Raw genomic sequence first — 16,198 nt, 5'->3', positions numbered from 1 at the left:
ATGAATTACTTTTTGGGCGAAGATGGACTAGAAAATGTCTATGCCTGGGCAATTCCCTTTCATGCCACCGTAATTTTAGCTGAAATGATTTATAGCCACGTTTCTGAGGCTAAACTATATAATAAAAAAGATGTAGCAACAAGCGTTTTTTTAGCTCTTCTGAATTTTGGTTTGGATCTGGTAATGAAGGTTTTTGCAATGGGGGTGATGTTTTTCTTTTACAATCACCGTCTTTTCTCTTGGGATTTCACCATCTGGTACTGGCTGATCTGCTTTGTTATCACGGATTTTGCATATTATGTGCTTCATTATGTAGATCATCATTCCAGGGCTTTCTGGGCAGTTCATATTACCCACCACAATTCCGAATACTTTAACCTGACAACGGGATTCAGGAGTCCTGTTTTACAACCGTTGTACCGGTACCTCTATTTTTCTCCGCTTGCCTTTTTAGGATTCAATCCATGGCATATTATGGTAGTGTACGCTATCGGACAGGTATATGGAACATGGGTTCATACGCAAACGGTAAAAAAGATGGGTTTCCTGGAACATATTCTGGTGACTCCATCCCATCACCGTGTACATCATGCATGCAACATCAAATATCTCGATAGAAATATGGGAATGTGCCTGATCATCTGGGATAAAATGTTCGGAACTTTTGAAAAAGAGGATCCGAATATTCCTGTGAAATACGGGATATACCCTAAAATGCCCGATGACAGACCTGATACGGTGCTGTTCTATGAATGGCGAAAAATATGGAAAGATATCAAACAACCGGGATTGAAATTCTCAGACAGGATCAATTATATTTTCAATTCTCCCGGCTGGAGACATGACGGTACAGGAAAGACGGTAAGGCAATATCAGAAAGATTACTTTGCAAGGAAAATCCGCAAACAACATAAAAAGTCAGCATAAATTTTTTCAAACAACTTTTTTAATCAGTAAAACGGGCCCAAAAGCCCGTTTTATTTTAGCAATATGATAAGTGCATCGTTTACAGCATCAATTTTGCTATGCTAAACCGGTAAATTAGTATTTTTATTCAATGAAAAAGGTTATCCTCATCTTTGTATTTCTGTTTTTTCAGACTTCATTTTCCCAACAGACAGATTTTCTTAAAATAAAAAGGTACAGAACAGCCTTTTTAGAAGATGAGGTTAAAGAAACATCGGGATTGGATTTCTTTAATGGTCAACTTTATACTTTTAATGATAGTGGTAATAGCCCGGAGCTTTTTGAAATAGACAAGGACTCAGGAAAGGTGTTGAGTATCCTGAAAATTAAAGCTAAAAATAAAGATTGGGAAGCGCTTACTCATGATGACTCTCATTTCTATATCGGAGATTTTGGAAATAATACAGGAACAAGAAAAGACCTTGAAATTTATAAAGTTCCTTTTTCTAATGGCAGGATGGGAAATGACTCTATTAGAACCCTTTCTTTTTATTATCCTGAACAAAAAGAATTTGTCCCCAAAAACACCAATAATGATTTCGATGCGGAAGCTATGATTTATTTGAATGGTAAACTGCATATTTTTACCAAAGAATGGTCCGCAAAAGCAACCTCACATTATACCATCGATCCAAAAGCGGATGAATTGCAGAAAGCCGAAAAAATAGAAACTTATAAAACAGATTTTGTAGTAACCGATGCTGCTTATTTTGATCATAAACTCTATTTGGTTGGATACACCAAAAAAACAGAAGTTTTCCTTGATATTTTTAATGAAACTGAACCGGGAATCTTTTTTAAAGAGAGATTAAAGCACTATTATCTGGGAAGTGCCACCTCAATCGGGCAGATCGAAGGAATTGCCGTAGATGAAAAAGGAGTCTATATTTCCGGGGAGAAATTCCGTTATCCACTCGGAACTGTAAAGCAGAGTCTGTATTTTATTCCAAAAGAAGAATTCAAAGATTGAATTTTCTACTAAAATTGCCTGAAAAAAATTATCTTTGTGAATATTAATTATTATTTATCCATCACTCACAGATTGTGGCAAACATCGTAGAAGAAATCAAGCAACCGATCAATGAAGAAATGAAACTTTTCGAACAAAAGTTTTATGAATCTATGCAAAGTAAAGTTCCTTTACTGGATAAAGTGACACGTTTCATTGTTACGACCAAGGGGAAGCAGATGCGTCCTATGTTTGTATTTCTTTGCGCAAAGTTGGTAGGTGAAGTTACAGAAAAGACCTATCGCGGAGCCTCGATGATAGAGTTGATCCATACCGCAACATTGGTCCATGATGATGTAGTGGATGAAAGTTTTAAAAGAAGGAATTTTTTCTCTATTAATGCTTTATGGAAGAATAAAATTGCAGTATTGGTTGGGGATTATCTCTTATCGAAATCAGTTCTGTTGTCTACCGACCATAAAGATTATGATTTACTTTCTGTTATTTCAAGGACCATCAGGGAAATGTCTGAAGGAGAGCTTCTTCAATTGGAAAAAGCCAGAAAGCTTGATATTACTGAAGATGTTTATTATGAAATTATCCGTCAGAAAACAGCAACCCTGATTGCCGCATGTTGCGAAATAGGTGTTTTGTCAAATAACGCTGATGAAAAGCTTGCAAAAAGAATGCAGGACTTTGGAACTTATACCGGAATGGCTTTTCAGATTAAAGATGACCTGTTCGATTATCTAAGTTCAAATGTTATCGGGAAACCGGTGGGGATTGATATTAAGGAACAGAAAATGACACTTCCTTTGATCCATACCCTTACAATAGCAAGTGAAAAAGACAGAAAATACTATCTCAATACGATCAAACGCTATAATAATGATCAGAAGCGTGTAAAAGAGCTTATCGCTTTTGTTAAGAGCTCAGGTGGGCTGGATTATGCTATCAGTGTAATGAAAGATTTCCAGCAAAAAGCAAAAGACCTGCTTAATGAATTCCCCGATTCAGATGCTAAAAGATCACTCCACAGCATGCTGGATTATGTGATCGAAAGAAAATTCTAAAAGTGCCGGTACTTTTTTTATCTCCCGTAAATAATTAATCCTTAAAGCGGTTTTTCCTGTTATAGTTCTCTGTAATTGCCATCCGTTGGGAAATTCTATAAATGCTTTTATAATCAGATTATCTTAAAATAAAGTGAATTTGATTATATGGCCTAAATATTCATTTATATTCAACTCTACTTAATGTTTATCTTTCAATTCGGGATAAATGATTACATTATTCTTATGGTTACGATGATAACTGCCAGGACTATGCAGAATAAAGCAATTAAAAATAAATAATCCGCAATGTTCTCAAACTTGGTTTCTCTTTTTTCATTCTTCGTTCTGATAGCCAGAAATGAAAAAAAACAACTGCAGGCAAAAAGTATACAAGCAACACCTGCAAATTCGTCCAGATACGTACTACCACTGATTTTAGTGATTTTCAATGAAGTGATTATAATCAGAGAAAATCCTAAAAGATTGCTGGATGCATTTAATATATGAGGTGATTTTTTTTCCATTTATACAAATTTATTTAAAATAAAACACAATTTGCCTTATTATCAAATTTTTAAAAAAGATTATTAAAAATTAAAATTAATTTAAAAAGTGTATATTAGCAAAATACTTCTAGAACTAAAAATTTTTATATTTGGCTATGCAAACAACCTATATTGAAACACAGAAGATTTCCTTTCAAGATTTTAAAAATCAAATACTTGAAGACTATAAATTAGGGAGAATCTCTCGTGAAATGTCTTACCTGGGGAGAAGAGAAGTTCTTACAGGAAAAGCTAAATTCGGGATCTTCGGTGACGGTAAAGAATTACCACAGCTGGCAATGGCGAAAGTTTTCAGAAATGGCGACTTCCGTTCAGGATATTACAGGGATCAGACCTTTGCTTTGTCCGTCAATGCGTTAACGGTTGAAAGCTTTTTTGCACAGCTATATGCAGATACCAGCGTAGAAAGAGAGCCGGCATCAGCAGGAAGACAGATGAACGGGCATTTCGCAACGAGAAGCTTACATGAGGACGGGAGCTGGAAAAACCTTATGGCTCAAAAAAATATTTCTTCTGATATTTCTCCTACAGCAGGACAAATGCCTAGATTATTAGGGTTAGCTCAGGCTTCTAAAATATATAAATCAGTACAATTTGAAGGTTCTGAAAAGTTTTCAAACAATGGAAATGAAATAGCTTTCGGAACAATTGGCGATGCTTCCACAGCAGAAGGCCATTTTTGGGAAACTCTGAATGCGGCTTGTGCACTTCAGGTTCCGATGATCGTTTCGATCTGGGATGATGGGTACGGGATTTCTGTTCCTACTAAAAACCAGAGAGCAAAGGCGGATATCTCTGAAATGCTAAGTGGTTTCCAGAGAAAAGAAGGAGAAAACCAGGGATGCGAGATCATTCAGGTAAAAGCATGGGATTATCCTGCATTATTGGATGCCTACGCAAGAGCTGAACATTTTGCAAGAACTGAAAGTGTTCCTGTAGTTGTTCACGTCATTGAAGTTACGCAACCACAAGGGCACTCTACTTCAGGATCTCACGAAAGATATAAGAATGAAGAACGTCTTTCATGGGAAGCAGATTTTGACGGGTTGGTCAAGTTCAGAGAGTGGATTCTCAACTATTCCATTGAAATTGAAGGTAAAGAAGAGGTGATTGCAACCGCAGAAGAACTGGATGCTATCGATGACGAGGCTAAAAAGACAGTAAAAGCCGGACAGAAACTGGCTTGGGAAAACTATCAGAAAACCATTTCAGACCTGTCAAAAGCAGTTTTACCTTTGGTGGAAAACCTTAAAGGTCAAAATGCAGAAATAGAAAATTACATTACTCATTTTAATAAATTAGTCTCAAAAGCTAAAAAAGATATTTTCCACTTGGTAAGAATGTCTTTACTGGCAACAAGAGGAACCAATACTCCTGAAAGAAACCAGCTAATACAGAAGTACAATGAGATCCTGGAAGTAGAAAAAGACAACTATTCTTCTCATCTGTATTCTCAGTCTCAGTGGAAGGCCGAAAACGTTAAAGAGATCAAGCCTGTATATTCAGACAGCTCAGAAGATGTGGATGGAAGAGTAGTGGTAAGAAACAACTTTGATAAAATTTTTGAAAAATATCCTGAAACCCTTGTATTTGGAGAAGATGCCGGAAACATCGGTGATGTAAACCAGGGACTTGAAGGAATGCAGGAGAAATATGGTGAAGTTCGTGTTGCAGATACGGGAATCCGTGAAGCGACTATTTTAGGCCAGGGAATCGGTATGGCAATGAGAGGTCTGAGACCAATTGCCGAGATCCAGTATTTAGACTATATCCTATACTGCCTGCAGGGAATGAGTGATGATCTGGCAACAGTTCAGTACAGAACAAAAGGAGGGCAGAAAGCACCCGTAATTATCAGAACAAGAGGGCACAGATTAGAAGGGGTATGGCATTCAGGTTCTCCGATGGCAGGAATTCTTAATCTTTCAAAAGGGATTCTGGTACTAGTACCAAGAAACCTTACAAAAGCTGCAGGATTCTATAATACAATGCTTCAGAGTGATGATCCGGCAGTAATTGTTGAGTGTCTGAACGGATACCGTTTAAAAGAGAAGCAGCCTGATAACCTGGGAGAGTTTACTGTTCCTGTCGGGAAGATTGAAGTAACGAAAGAAGGAAAGGATGTAACGTTAGTAACCTATGGGTCTACATGGAGAATTGTAATGGAGGCAGCAGAAGAGCTGGAGAAATTAGGAATTTCTTCAGAGGTTATTGATGTTCAGTCTTTAATTCCTTTTGATTTAACAAACGAAATTGCTGAGAGTGTGAAGAAAACCAACAGATTAGTGGTGATCGATGAAGATGTGGAAGGAGGAACTTCAGCATTTATTCTTCAGCAGATTTTGGAGAAGCAAAAAGCTTTCAGATATCTTGATTCTGATCCTTTAACAATTGCCGCAAATGACCACCGTCCTGCTTATGCAAGTGATGGAGATTATTTCAGCAAACCTTCTGCAGATGATATGGTAGAAAAGATCTATGCGATGTTTAATGAAACCAATCCTCAAAAATATCCGGCGATATTCTAAGGACAAAAAAATATACAAAAAAGCTTCCGGGTAACCCGGAAGCTTTTTTTTGCATTATTGATTTCATTTAATTTTAATTCAGAAATTTATTATACAAAAAATCCCCGGAAAATTTGGGGATTTTGGCTGTAGAATCAATTAATCTTCAGGACAACTGCTTGATCCTGCATTACATGTCCAGTAACCCGGAAATCCGTTTTTGGGACGATGATAACAAGCTATTCCTTCTGCGCAGTCCGGTGGATTTCCACCACTAATTCTTTTTAATTCAGATTTGGATAATTTTTTTGAATTTTTCATATTGCTTTAATTTGTTGATTAGATTACAAATATAACAGTTTTGGTTTCACTCTTATTGGATTTATGACTAATCAAATAATTCTTATACATAAAATAAAACAGCTTCTGGTTTACAGAAGCTGTTTTTTAACCGAGTAAATATTTAAAATTGTCATCAAATGACAAAGTGATTTTGTTAATTATAAACCGATGTTTTTGGTAGGTTTTAATTGTCTTAAAATATTTTTTGGAATGGCATTCTTATGTACAAGAATAGCAGTTGACTTATATTCAACGTATGGTCTTGTTACATAGATATATCCTTCAAAATCATTGGTAACACCCCATGAGTTCTTTACCATATAATATTCTTTTCCGCTTTGATCTTTTGCTAAACCTACGATATGCATACCATGGTCATCCGTGGTTGAAAGGTTGTTAAGAGCTTTCTGACGCATATCTTCTGTGATCGCTTTGTCTTTTTTAGGCTCTGTAAACAATTCTTTTTTTACTTCAGGAGTGATCTGGTCAAGATCTACATCCGGAACATAGGCCACTCCGTTTTTATATGAAAAATAAGGTTCAGATACATCTGTTGCCCAACCTACAGAATATCCTTTTGAAATTGCATTGTCAACAATTGCAGTCATATCTGTCATCGGAATATTCCAGTCAGAATCATGGCTCCAGTTATCAGGAATCGGGTTTACAAATTTCTGGAAATAAGGATAATCTTTGTAAGAAGATAATTCTACATAATCTTCAGGATTGATTCCTACGACCTCCTTAGCAAATGTTTTCGGAGTGTAGGATTTCCCCTCATATGTAAAGTTAGTCGGAACTTTTCCAAGGTACTCATCCAGAATAACATCCACAGAAGACATCCAGTTGTCGGAAAGTTTTCCTTTAGATGAAGCCTGAACCAAACTATCTAATACAGTCTTTAATTTACCCTGCATTTCCTTGAAGTTGTTGGTGGTTTGTCCGGCTTTCAATCCTGTATACACTTCCTGAGGAACTGCACCGTACTTTTTGTACATATTGATTACATCGTGCAATTCACCTCCGTCTCCCCAACTGATAGCTCCGTTATTTAAAACATATAATTTTGCTTTGTCATGGTAAGAGTTTCTTGCGGTAAAGATTTCTGCCAGGTCTACAGGTTTTTTACCCATACGCTGCATTTCAGACTCAAGAAAAGAGTTCCCCGAGTAGCTCCAGCACGTTCCTGAAGATCCCTGGTTTTTTACTGAAGTAGCACCAACATCTTTAAGAGTCGTAAATTTAAAGTTAGCATTTTGGGATTGATTGTTTTTCAACTTGTTGATCAAGTCATCCTGTGCGAACATCATACTTCCTGCAGACAAAACAAAAAGTAATGAGGCAATTTTGTTATATTTCATTACTAAAAAGATTATTATTGAATAGTCGTTGTAATACAAGATTTGTTACAAAGGAAAAGGTTAAATTTTAAATTGGAGTTATTTGGGTGAAAAAGCAGGAATTCTATGTTACCATAATATAAAAACTTTAAATTTAATTTTCAAAAATTATTGAAAGTTCGAAAATTATTATTACATTTGTAATAGAAATTCAAAAAGAGATCAATATGCAACTTTCAGAGGCGAAGGAAAAATATATTCAGACGTGGGGAACATTTGCTACCAATTGGGGGATTAACCGGACAATGGCACAGGTTCATGCATTGCTTTTGGCAAGTGGAAAGCCATTATCAACAGATGAGGTAATGGAGCAGCTTGAAATTTCAAGAGGAAATGCCAATATGAATTTACGGGCTCTGATGGACTGGGGAATTGTAAAAAAGGAATTTGTAAAAGGAGACCGGAAAGAGTATTTCATTGCTGAAAAAGATGTGTGGTTTCTGTTTAAGCAAATCACAAAAGAAAGAAGAAAAAGGGAAATCGAACCGGTAATTTCTTTTTTAGAAGAATTAAAGAATATTGAAGACCGTGATTCTGATGAAGCCAAAGAGTTTATTAAGTTGATGGAAGATTTTAGTTCGGTTACGGGGAAGATTAATAATATTATGGATCTCGCGATCAAAAGTGATGATCATTGGCTGGTAGGAAAGATCACGAATCTATTAAAATAAGGCTAAAAAGGACAGTGTTCCTTTTTTATTTCAAATAAACTTTCAAAAATTATTGAAAATATAATAATTATGAAAAATTTAATCATTCATTTGTTTTTGATTTTGTACTTCTCGAAAAGAAAATCATTTTAAAATTAAGGATATGAAAACTCTAAAGAACCAGACCCTCATCTACGACAATGAATGTCCTATGTGTAATATTTACTCTAAAGGTTTTATACAATGTGGAATGCTTGATGAAAATGGGAGAGAGGCTTTTAGTGAATTGAGTGTTAAGAGCAGATCGGTTATTGATTATAAGCGGGCAAAAAATGAAATTGCGTTGATTGATCATAGCACAAATGAAGTGATATACGGTCTGGACAGCCTGCTTGCTATTATTGGAAACTCATTTCCGGTATTGGAGAAGATAGCGAGAATACAACCTTTTTACTGGTTTTTCAGAAAATTATATTCTTTTGTGTCATATAACAGAAAACAGATTATTCCATCATCTAAACCTTATACAGAAGAGTCATGTGTTCCCGATTTTAACATGAAGTACAGGATCGGATACATCCTGTTTGTGGTGATTTTTTCCTCCTGTATTTTAAGTGTATTTGTTACAAAAACGGGATTAGGTTTTAGCCGGAATTTTTTAAGGGAATTGGCCATTTGTTTAGGGCAGATCGCTTGGCAAACTGTTTTTTTAAAGGCCTACCTGAAAGATAAAATATGGGATTATATCGGAAATATGATGACTGTTTCCCTGATCGGGACCCTGCTTTTATTGCCTGCTCTCTTTACAGAATTCAATTCTCTATTTTATATTTTTTACTTTGGAATTGTGGTTTTCATGATGCTTCTAGAGCACATAAGACGTTGCAAAATATTGGAATTGAATTTTATTCCGTCCATAAGTTGGATTATTTACAGAACTATTGTCTTGATCACTTTATTGTATTACTATGTCTAGAATTTATTTAAAAACAATCATTAAGGCAGACATCTGTAAAGTTTTTGATCTATCAAGGGATATTGATCTGCATCAGCAATCAACATCCGGTACAGAGGAGAAAGCTATTGCCGGACGTATGCACGGACTTATTGAACTGAATGAAACGGTAACATGGCGTGCAAAGCATCTGGGAATATATCAGACGCACACTTCAAAAATAATCAGTATGGAAAAGCCTCTGGAGTTTACTGATGTTATGCTGAAAGGAACTTTTAAATCATTAAAGCATCAGCACCTTTTCAAACAGGAAGGAAATTACACGATCATGACCGATATTTTCGAATTTGAATCTCCTTTGGGAATGATCGGTATGCTGTTTAATTATTTTTTTCTTAAAAATTACCTCAAAGATTTTTTAGTAAAAAGAAATGAAATCATCAAAAAAATGCAGAATTATGAACTTTTTAAAGGCTGAATGGCGCAAACTGGCGATCATCAATTATGAAATAGATCCTGAAATACTGATAAAATATCTTCCTGAAGGTACAGAACTTGATTTCTATAAAGGGAAATGCTATATAAGTCTTGTCGGATTTATGTTTTTAAATACCAGATTACTCGGTTTACGCATCCCTTTTCACCGCAACTTTGAGGAAGTTAACCTTAGGTTTTATGTGAAAAAAAGAGAAAATAATGCATGGAAAAGAGGAGTGGTCTTTATTAAAGAGATTGTTCCGAAACCGGCCTTAAGCTTTATTGCAAATGCTATCTATAATGAAAATTATAAAACGCTGCCGATGAAAAACGCAATAGCAAAAAAGGAACACGAAATGTTGGTTACATATTCATGGAAAGATAAAACATGGCATTCTATGGAAATTACTGCAGATCTTCAGGCACTTCCTATGGAATCTGATTCTGAATTTGAGTTCATTACCGAACACTATTACGGATTTACAAAAAATGATAACAAGACTTCCGAGTATGAAGTTTGCCACCCTCAATGGAAATATTATCTGGTAAAAGATCATCAGTTGAAGATAGATTTTGAAAGAATCTACGGAAAAGATTTTAAATTTTTGAACATTCAGGATCCTCTGTCTGTAATGCTTGCAGAAGGTTCCGAGATTAAAGTAAAAATAAAAAAATATATTATCTGAAACGGAGTTCAGAATAATTAACCCTCTAAAACCCTAAATTTATGAAAATCATTATTGCAGGCGGTACAGGATTTCTTGGTGAAAACCTGAAAGAGTATTTCCGTGCGAAAGGAAATCAGGTCTATATTTTAACCAGAAATCCTAAAAATGAACACGAAATGTATTGGGATGCAACCCATATCGGCGAGTGGTCACATAAGCTTGAGAGCTGTGATGTCCTGATCAATCTTACGGGGAAATCTGTTGACTGCAGGTATAATGATAAAAACAAAAAAGAAATTTATTCCTCAAGAATTGAAAGTACAAGAGTTCTTCAAAAAGCGGTAGACCAATGCACTGACAAACCGAAAATATGGCTGAATGCAAGTTCGGCAACCATTTATGTGCACTCTGAAAAGAATCTGAATACAGAAGAAAACGGAGTTATAGGAGATGATTTTTCGATGAATATCTGTAAAAGCTGGGAAAAGGAATTCTTTGCCGTGCATCATGATGAGATAAGGAAAGTGGCGTTACGTACTTCTATAGTAATGGGGAAAAACGGAGGAGCTTTCCCAAAACTTTGCCAGGTTACAAAACTAGGGTTAGGAGGAAGACAGGGAAGAGGGAATCAGCATGTTAGCTGGATTCATATTGAAGATTTTTGTCGTGCCATTGAATGGATCATACATCATGAATACATTTCAGGTTGTGTTAATGTGACCGCTCCTCAGCCTTTAACTAATGAAGAATTAATGAAAAAACTACGGAAACGTTTACGAATTCCGTTTGGAATTAATTCCCCTGTGTGGCAACTGGAACTGGCGTCTGTATTTCTCAATACAGAAACAGAATTATTACTTAAAAGCAGAAATGTATATCCGGAAATACTGATGAAAAATGGCTTTCAATTCCTCTATCCTGATATTGATTCTGCTTTACAGAAACTTATCTAGGTTTGAAACCCCATAAAGGATTAGTCTTAGTAAGCTAAAAACAGAAATTTCATCCGCGGGGAGAAAATATTTTTAAAAACCCTGAATGTTTAAAAGCTCTGAAGCTACTCATCAGGAGTCATACAGGGAAGTAATTTTTGCGAGTTTACAGCAGGATGATTACATTAGCAAAAAGTATTTTTTTATGCTGATTCCACAAAAAACTAAAACCTTTTTTCTTTCATCACTTTTCATATCGGCAACCTTTCTTTCACAGGCCCATAATGTTTCAAAAGGCTATGAGAAGCCAACGGACCCTTTGGTTGTGAAAAACCTGGAAGAATGGCAGGATCTTAAATTCGGACTTTTTATGCATTGGGGAACGTACAGCCAATGGGGAATTGTAGAAAGCTGGAGTCTATGCCCGGAAGACGAATCGTGGACTCAGCGTAAGCCTGAACACGGAGAAACATATAATGAATATGTGAAGAATTATGAAAATCTTCAGACAACATTCAATCCAACTCAGTTTAATCCCCGGAAGTGGGCTGATGCAGCTAAAAAAGCGGGAATGAAATATGTAGTTTTTACAACGAAGCACCATGATGGATTTTCCATGTTTGATACGAAAGAATCTGATTACAAAATAACGTCTGCTAAAACTCCTTTTTCTAAAAATCCCAAAGCAGATGTTGTACAAGAAATTTTTACCACATTCCGTAAAGAGGGATTTAAGATCGGAGCTTATTTTTCTAAACCGGACTGGCATTCCGATGATTATTGGTGGCCTTACTTTCCTCCAAAAGACCGGAATGTAAATTATGATCCTAAAAAATATCCGGAAAGATGGGAACGCTTTAAGAAGTTTACCTGGAATCAGCTCAATGAGATTACTTCAAATTATGGTAAAATAGATATACTGTGGCTGGATGGTGGCTGGGTGCGCCCCTTTAAAACAATTGATCCTGCTGTAGAATGGCAAAAAACCATTAAGGTGGAACAGGATATCGATATGGATAAGATTGGTAATATGGCCCGGAAAAACCAGCCGGGAATCATTATCGTAGACCGTACGGTTCCCGGAAAATGGGAAAATTATGTAACTCCGGAACAGGCAGTGCCCGATCAGCCTCTTTCAATTCCCTGGGAAAGCTGTATTACCATGGGAGATTCTTTTTCTTACGTACCTAATGATCATTATAAGTCCTCCCAAAAGATCATTGAAACCCTCATTAAAATCATTTCAAGAGGAGGAAACTATCTGATGAATATTGCTCCCGGTCCTAATGGGGATTATGATGCTGTGGTATATGAAAGGCTGAAAGAAATATCCGGTTGGATGGATAAGAATGGGGCAGCTGTTTTTGCAACAAGAACCTTGGCTCCTTTTCATGAAGGGGACTTTTATTACACCACGAGCAAAGACGGAAAAACGGTGAATGTATTCCATACCGATGAAAAAACAAGTTATGCAGCTCCTTCTGACCTGAGTTTTTCAGTCCCTGAAAACTTTACCCCTAAATCCCTGAAAATTCTGGGTATTGATTCGAAGGTACAGTGGAAGCAGAAAGGAAACAGCATTGAGGTGCACCTGCCTTCAGAACGTAAACAGCTCATATATTCAACTGTAATTCAACTACAGAAATAATGAAGTTCCGTTTTCGATTTCCAGGAATCGCTTTGCTATTAAGTCTAAGCTTTGTTTCCGCTCAAAAACCACTGTATAAAGATTCAAAACAACCTGTTGAGCTAAGGGTTCAGGATCTGCTCAAAAGAATGACGCCTGAAGAAAAGTTCTGGCAGTGTTTTATGATTCCCGGAGACCTGGATCATGTTTCCAAAGATCAGTACCGGCATGGGATTTTTGGATTACAGGTGAGTGCCACCAATCAAGGAGATGGTGTAGCCGGACAAATGCTAAAATATAATGCAGATGAGGATGCAGAGAGACTGGCGAGAAAAATCAATAGTATTCAGAAATATTTTATTGAAGAATCAAGATTGGGAATTCCGATTATTCCATTTGATGAAGCTTTACACGGTTTAATGAGAGAAGGCGCTACGGCCTTTCCACAAGCCATTGCTTTATCTTCATCTTTTAATCAAGGGCTGATGAAGGAAGTCTCCATGGCGATTGCAAAAGAATCGAAACTGAGGGGAATCCGTCAGATCTTAACTCCTGTAGTTAATTTGGCCAGTGATGTGAGATGGGGCAGAACAGAGGAGACATATGGAGAAGACCCGTTTTTGACCTCCGTGATGGGAACCGGTTTTGTAAGCTCATTCGAAAATACAGGAATCATTACAACGCCTAAACATTTTCTTGCGAACGTGGGGGAGGGAGGAAGAGATTCTTATCCTATCCACTGGAGCAAAAGATATCTGGAAGAAACCCACCTTATTCCGTTTTTTAAAGCATTTACAGAGGGAAAAAGCAGATCTGTAATGACTTCTTATAATTTGTTGGATGGAAGACCTGCCACAGCAAACCACTGGTTGTTATCAGAAAAATTGAAAAAAGAATGGAATTTTAAAGGATTTGTAATCAGTGATGCAAGTGCAGTTGGTGGTGCCAATGTATTGCATTTTACGGCAAAAGATTATGAGGATGCCTCAGCTCAGGCAATTAATGCAGGTCTGGACGTAATTTTTCAGACGGATTACGAGCATTACCGATTATTTATTCCATCATTCCTGGACGGAAGAATATCTCAGGAGAGAATAGATGATGCTGTTTCGCGGGTACTGAGGGCTAAATTCGAACTCGGGTTATTTGACGATCCATACATATCCGATAAAGATATTGAGGGCTTAAAAAAGCTTAATTATGCAAGTCTTGCAGAAAAAGCTGCAATAGAGTCTTTTGTCTTGCTTCAGAACAAAAACAACACACTCCCTGTTTCCGCAAATGCAAAAAGAATCCTTTTAGTAGGTGCTGATGCGACGGAAGCCAGATTAGGCGGGTATTCAGGACCGGGAAATCATAAGGTGAGTATATTGGAAGGCATTAAGAACTTTTGCTCAAAGAAAGGGATTGAGGTAGTATATGCTAAAGGAATTGAGCGGAATGTGAAAGATGTACTGACTGTTCCTGCTGAATTTTTATCTTTTGGAAATCAAAAGGGCTTGAAAGGATTTTATTTTTCAAATAGTGAATTCAAAGGAAATCCTGCATTTGAAAGACAGGATGAACAGATTAATTTTCAATGGACTTTGTATTCTCCTGATGTGGAAAAGCTTCAGCCGGATAATTACAGTGTGCGTTGGACCGGGCAATTAAAAGCTCCGGATTCAGGCAAGTATCGGTTGGGCCTTCGTGGAAATGATGGTTTCAGATTATATCTGGACGGCAAACTGGTTGTAGATCAGTGGGAAAAGCTAAGCTATTCCACTCAAACCACAGAAATAGATTTTGTTAAAAATAAAAGTTATGATCTTCAGATCGAATTTAAAGAAAACAGGGGCGAAGCTCATATAGAACTGATATGGAATTATGGTGTAGAAGATCAGAAAAAGAATTTTAATGAAGCCTTGGAACTGGCAAAAACGGCAGATCATATTATTGTCACCGCAGGAATTCATGAAGGCGAGTTTCAGGATCGCTCATCTTTAGCCCTTCCCGGAAATCAGGAAGACTTTATTCATCAGGTGTCGAAGTTAAGTAAACCGACTACCGTGGTCTTAGTCGGAGGTTCAGCAATAAAAACAACAAAGTGGAAAGATGAGGTCGGAGCTATTTTAGATGTATGGTATCCTGGAGAGCAAGGGGGAAATGCAATCGCAAAAGTTCTTTTTGGGGACGAAAACCCATCCGGAAAACTGCCGGTTACGTTTCCACAGGAAGAAGGGCAGCTTCCGTTAACGTATAACCATCATCCTACCGGCAGGGGAAATGATTATTATGACCTGAGTGGCGAGCCATTGTATCCCTTTGGATATGGATTGAGCTATACGACTTTTGAGATTTCGGATTTACAATTGAACAAGACCCAATATCACACAAACGATACCATTATTGCGAAGGTTACTATTAAAAATACCGGAAAGGTGAGTGGAAGCGAAGTTGTCCAACTCTATGTAAGAGATAAATTGGCTTCAGTTTCCAGACCTGTTCTTGAACTAAAAGGATTTCAGAAAGTATATCTGAAACCGGGAGAATTAAAGAAGGTATCTATAGAAGTTCCCGTAAAAGATCTGAAGTTTTTGGATGAGAAAATGAACTGGATCGTAGAAAAAGGGACTTACCGTATTATGATTGGGAACTCTTCCAAAAATCTGACTTTAAAGCAGGATGTTGAAGTTCAGTAATTTAAGATTGTGGTATGATATATGTAATATTTACTCCGAACCTGAATGAAATTAATTAATTATATTTTTTTTATTAAAATCATTCATAAAAGTAAAGGTCATGAACAAGTTTTTTATAACAACAGTAGTATTAATAGGTTTATCGATGAATGTTCAGGCTCAGAGGCGCCCGGCACCTCCGCCACATCCTTCGAGAACCGAATTGATAGAAAAGAAATCGCAAGAGCTGGAAAGAAAATACAATCGGGAAAGGAAACTTATTTTGAACCATCCGCTGGCTACCAAAAAGATGAAAAGAGACCAGTTAAAGGCTTTGGATGAGAAGTACAGGATTGAAAAAAAATTACTGAAAAAACTATAATACTCCGGAATTTATATACGACTCAAAAGAGCAGGAAATACCTGCTCTTTTTATTATGTTAT

At 36.8% G+C, this 16,198-nt stretch carries 15 protein-coding genes; 12 read left to right on the top strand and 3 right to left on the bottom strand.

Annotated elements, in window-relative coordinates; genetic code table 11:
• From AC0INN_RS19630 to AC0INN_RS19620, 3 genes are all read left to right on the top strand, one after another.
• Window positions 1–927 carry a sterol desaturase family protein gene (locus AC0INN_RS19630; RefSeq protein ID WP_172279250.1) on the top strand — a complete coding sequence of 309 codons (927 nt, stop codon included), beginning with the start codon at window positions 1–3 and terminating at the stop codon, window positions 925–927.
• 130 nt (window positions 928–1,057) lie between these two features.
• Complete coding sequence (locus AC0INN_RS19625; protein ID WP_306614697.1) at window positions 1,058–1,936, top strand: hypothetical protein; 879 nt, start codon at window positions 1,058–1,060, stop codon at window positions 1,934–1,936.
• Window positions 1,937–2,010: 74 nt separating this feature from the next.
• Entirely contained in the window at window positions 2,011–2,988 is a 978-nt protein-coding gene (locus AC0INN_RS19620; protein WP_172279246.1) for a polyprenyl synthetase family protein, read from the top strand.
• A gap of 212 nt (window positions 2,989–3,200) precedes the next feature.
• Here AC0INN_RS19620 and AC0INN_RS19615 read toward each other — a convergent pair whose 3' ends face one another.
• Window positions 3,201–3,494 carry a hypothetical protein gene (locus AC0INN_RS19615; RefSeq protein ID WP_172279244.1) on the bottom strand — a complete coding sequence of 98 codons (294 nt, stop codon included), beginning with the start codon at window positions 3,492–3,494 and terminating at the stop codon, window positions 3,201–3,203.
• A gap of 137 nt (window positions 3,495–3,631) precedes the next feature.
• Here AC0INN_RS19615 and AC0INN_RS19610 point away from each other — a divergent pair, with 137 nt between their 5' ends.
• A complete protein-coding gene (locus tag AC0INN_RS19610; protein WP_273648512.1) occupies window positions 3,632–6,064 on the top strand; it encodes an alpha-ketoacid dehydrogenase subunit alpha/beta in 2,433 nt (810 codons plus the stop codon).
• 138 nt (window positions 6,065–6,202) lie between these two features.
• On the opposite strand, the gene AC0INN_RS19605 is transcribed toward AC0INN_RS19610, so the two are convergent.
• Window positions 6,203–6,364, bottom strand: a complete 162-nt coding sequence (locus AC0INN_RS19605) for a bacteriocin-like protein (RefSeq protein ID WP_273648511.1) — start codon at window positions 6,362–6,364, stop codon at window positions 6,203–6,205.
• A gap of 179 nt (window positions 6,365–6,543) precedes the next feature.
• A complete protein-coding gene (locus AC0INN_RS19600; RefSeq protein WP_273648510.1) occupies window positions 6,544–7,746 on the bottom strand; it encodes a C1 family peptidase in 1,203 nt (400 codons plus the stop codon).
• Window positions 7,747–7,952: 206 nt separating this feature from the next.
• On the opposite strand from AC0INN_RS19600, the gene AC0INN_RS19595 reads away from it, so the two are divergent.
• From AC0INN_RS19595 to AC0INN_RS19560, 8 genes are all read left to right on the top strand, one after another.
• A complete protein-coding gene (locus AC0INN_RS19595; protein WP_172279236.1) occupies window positions 7,953–8,456 on the top strand; it encodes a GbsR/MarR family transcriptional regulator in 504 nt (167 codons plus the stop codon).
• A gap of 142 nt (window positions 8,457–8,598) precedes the next feature.
• Window positions 8,599–9,411 (top strand): DCC1-like thiol-disulfide oxidoreductase family protein, encoded by an 813-nt coding sequence (locus tag AC0INN_RS19590; protein WP_172279234.1) that lies wholly within the window; start codon window positions 8,599–8,601, stop codon window positions 9,409–9,411.
• Entirely contained in the window at window positions 9,404–9,868 is a 465-nt protein-coding gene (locus AC0INN_RS19585; RefSeq protein WP_172279232.1) for an SRPBCC family protein, read from the top strand. The genes AC0INN_RS19590 and AC0INN_RS19585 overlap by 8 nt, the downstream gene beginning before the upstream one ends.
• Complete coding sequence (locus tag AC0INN_RS19580) at window positions 9,849–10,553, top strand: YqjF family protein (protein ID WP_172279230.1); 705 nt, start codon at window positions 9,849–9,851, stop codon at window positions 10,551–10,553. The genes AC0INN_RS19585 and AC0INN_RS19580 overlap by 20 nt, the downstream gene beginning before the upstream one ends.
• Before the next feature lie 41 nt (window positions 10,554–10,594).
• A complete protein-coding gene (locus AC0INN_RS19575; RefSeq protein WP_172279228.1) occupies window positions 10,595–11,488 on the top strand; it encodes a TIGR01777 family oxidoreductase in 894 nt (297 codons plus the stop codon).
• Between the two features lie 85 nt (window positions 11,489–11,573).
• On the top strand, window positions 11,574–13,115 hold the full coding sequence (locus AC0INN_RS19570) for an alpha-L-fucosidase (protein ID WP_273648508.1): 1,542 nt from the start codon (window positions 11,574–11,576) through the stop codon (window positions 13,113–13,115).
• Window positions 13,115–15,775 carry a glycoside hydrolase family 3 N-terminal domain-containing protein gene (locus AC0INN_RS19565; protein ID WP_172279226.1) on the top strand — a complete coding sequence of 887 codons (2,661 nt, stop codon included), beginning with the start codon at window positions 13,115–13,117 and terminating at the stop codon, window positions 15,773–15,775. Before AC0INN_RS19570 ends, AC0INN_RS19565 begins: the two co-directional genes overlap by 1 nt.
• Before the next feature lie 100 nt (window positions 15,776–15,875).
• Entirely contained in the window at window positions 15,876–16,136 is a 261-nt protein-coding gene (locus AC0INN_RS19560) for a hypothetical protein (RefSeq protein WP_273648507.1), read from the top strand.
• The last annotated feature ends 62 nt before the right edge of the window (window positions 16,137–16,198 follow it).

The organism is Chryseobacterium subflavum, assembly GCF_055762745.1.
The sequence above is the reverse complement of the archived record's forward strand: the minus strand, read 5'-3'. Positions and strand labels throughout refer to the sequence as shown.

Bases quoted from the DNA above. Each gene is read 5' to 3' on its own strand.
- AC0INN_RS19630 (WP_172279250.1), top strand. From the start codon at position 1: ATGAATTACTTTTTGGGCGAAGATGGACTAGAAAATGTCTATGCCTGG.
- AC0INN_RS19625 (WP_306614697.1), top strand. From the start codon at position 1,058: ATGAAAAAGGTTATCCTCATCTTTGTATTTCTGTTTTTTCAGACTTCA.
- AC0INN_RS19615 (WP_172279244.1), bottom strand. From the start codon at position 3,494: ATGGAAAAAAAATCACCTCATATATTAAATGCATCCAGCAATCTTTTA.
- AC0INN_RS19610 (WP_273648512.1), top strand. From the start codon at position 3,632: ATGCAAACAACCTATATTGAAACACAGAAGATTTCCTTTCAAGATTTT.
- AC0INN_RS19605 (WP_273648511.1), bottom strand. From the start codon at position 6,364: ATGAAAAATTCAAAAAAATTATCCAAATCTGAATTAAAAAGAATTAGT.
- AC0INN_RS19600 (WP_273648510.1), bottom strand. From the start codon at position 7,746: ATGAAATATAACAAAATTGCCTCATTACTTTTTGTTTTGTCTGCAGGA.
- AC0INN_RS19595 (WP_172279236.1), top strand. From the start codon at position 7,953: ATGCAACTTTCAGAGGCGAAGGAAAAATATATTCAGACGTGGGGAACA.
- AC0INN_RS19590 (WP_172279234.1), top strand. From the start codon at position 8,599: ATGAAAACTCTAAAGAACCAGACCCTCATCTACGACAATGAATGTCCT.
- AC0INN_RS19585 (WP_172279232.1), top strand. From the start codon at position 9,404: ATGTCTAGAATTTATTTAAAAACAATCATTAAGGCAGACATCTGTAAA.
- AC0INN_RS19580 (WP_172279230.1), top strand. From the start codon at position 9,849: ATGAACTTTTTAAAGGCTGAATGGCGCAAACTGGCGATCATCAATTAT.
- AC0INN_RS19575 (WP_172279228.1), top strand. From the start codon at position 10,595: ATGAAAATCATTATTGCAGGCGGTACAGGATTTCTTGGTGAAAACCTG.
- AC0INN_RS19570 (WP_273648508.1), top strand. From the start codon at position 11,574: ATGTTTAAAAGCTCTGAAGCTACTCATCAGGAGTCATACAGGGAAGTA.
- AC0INN_RS19565 (WP_172279226.1), top strand. From the start codon at position 13,115: ATGAAGTTCCGTTTTCGATTTCCAGGAATCGCTTTGCTATTAAGTCTA.
- AC0INN_RS19560 (WP_273648507.1), top strand. From the start codon at position 15,876: ATGAACAAGTTTTTTATAACAACAGTAGTATTAATAGGTTTATCGATG.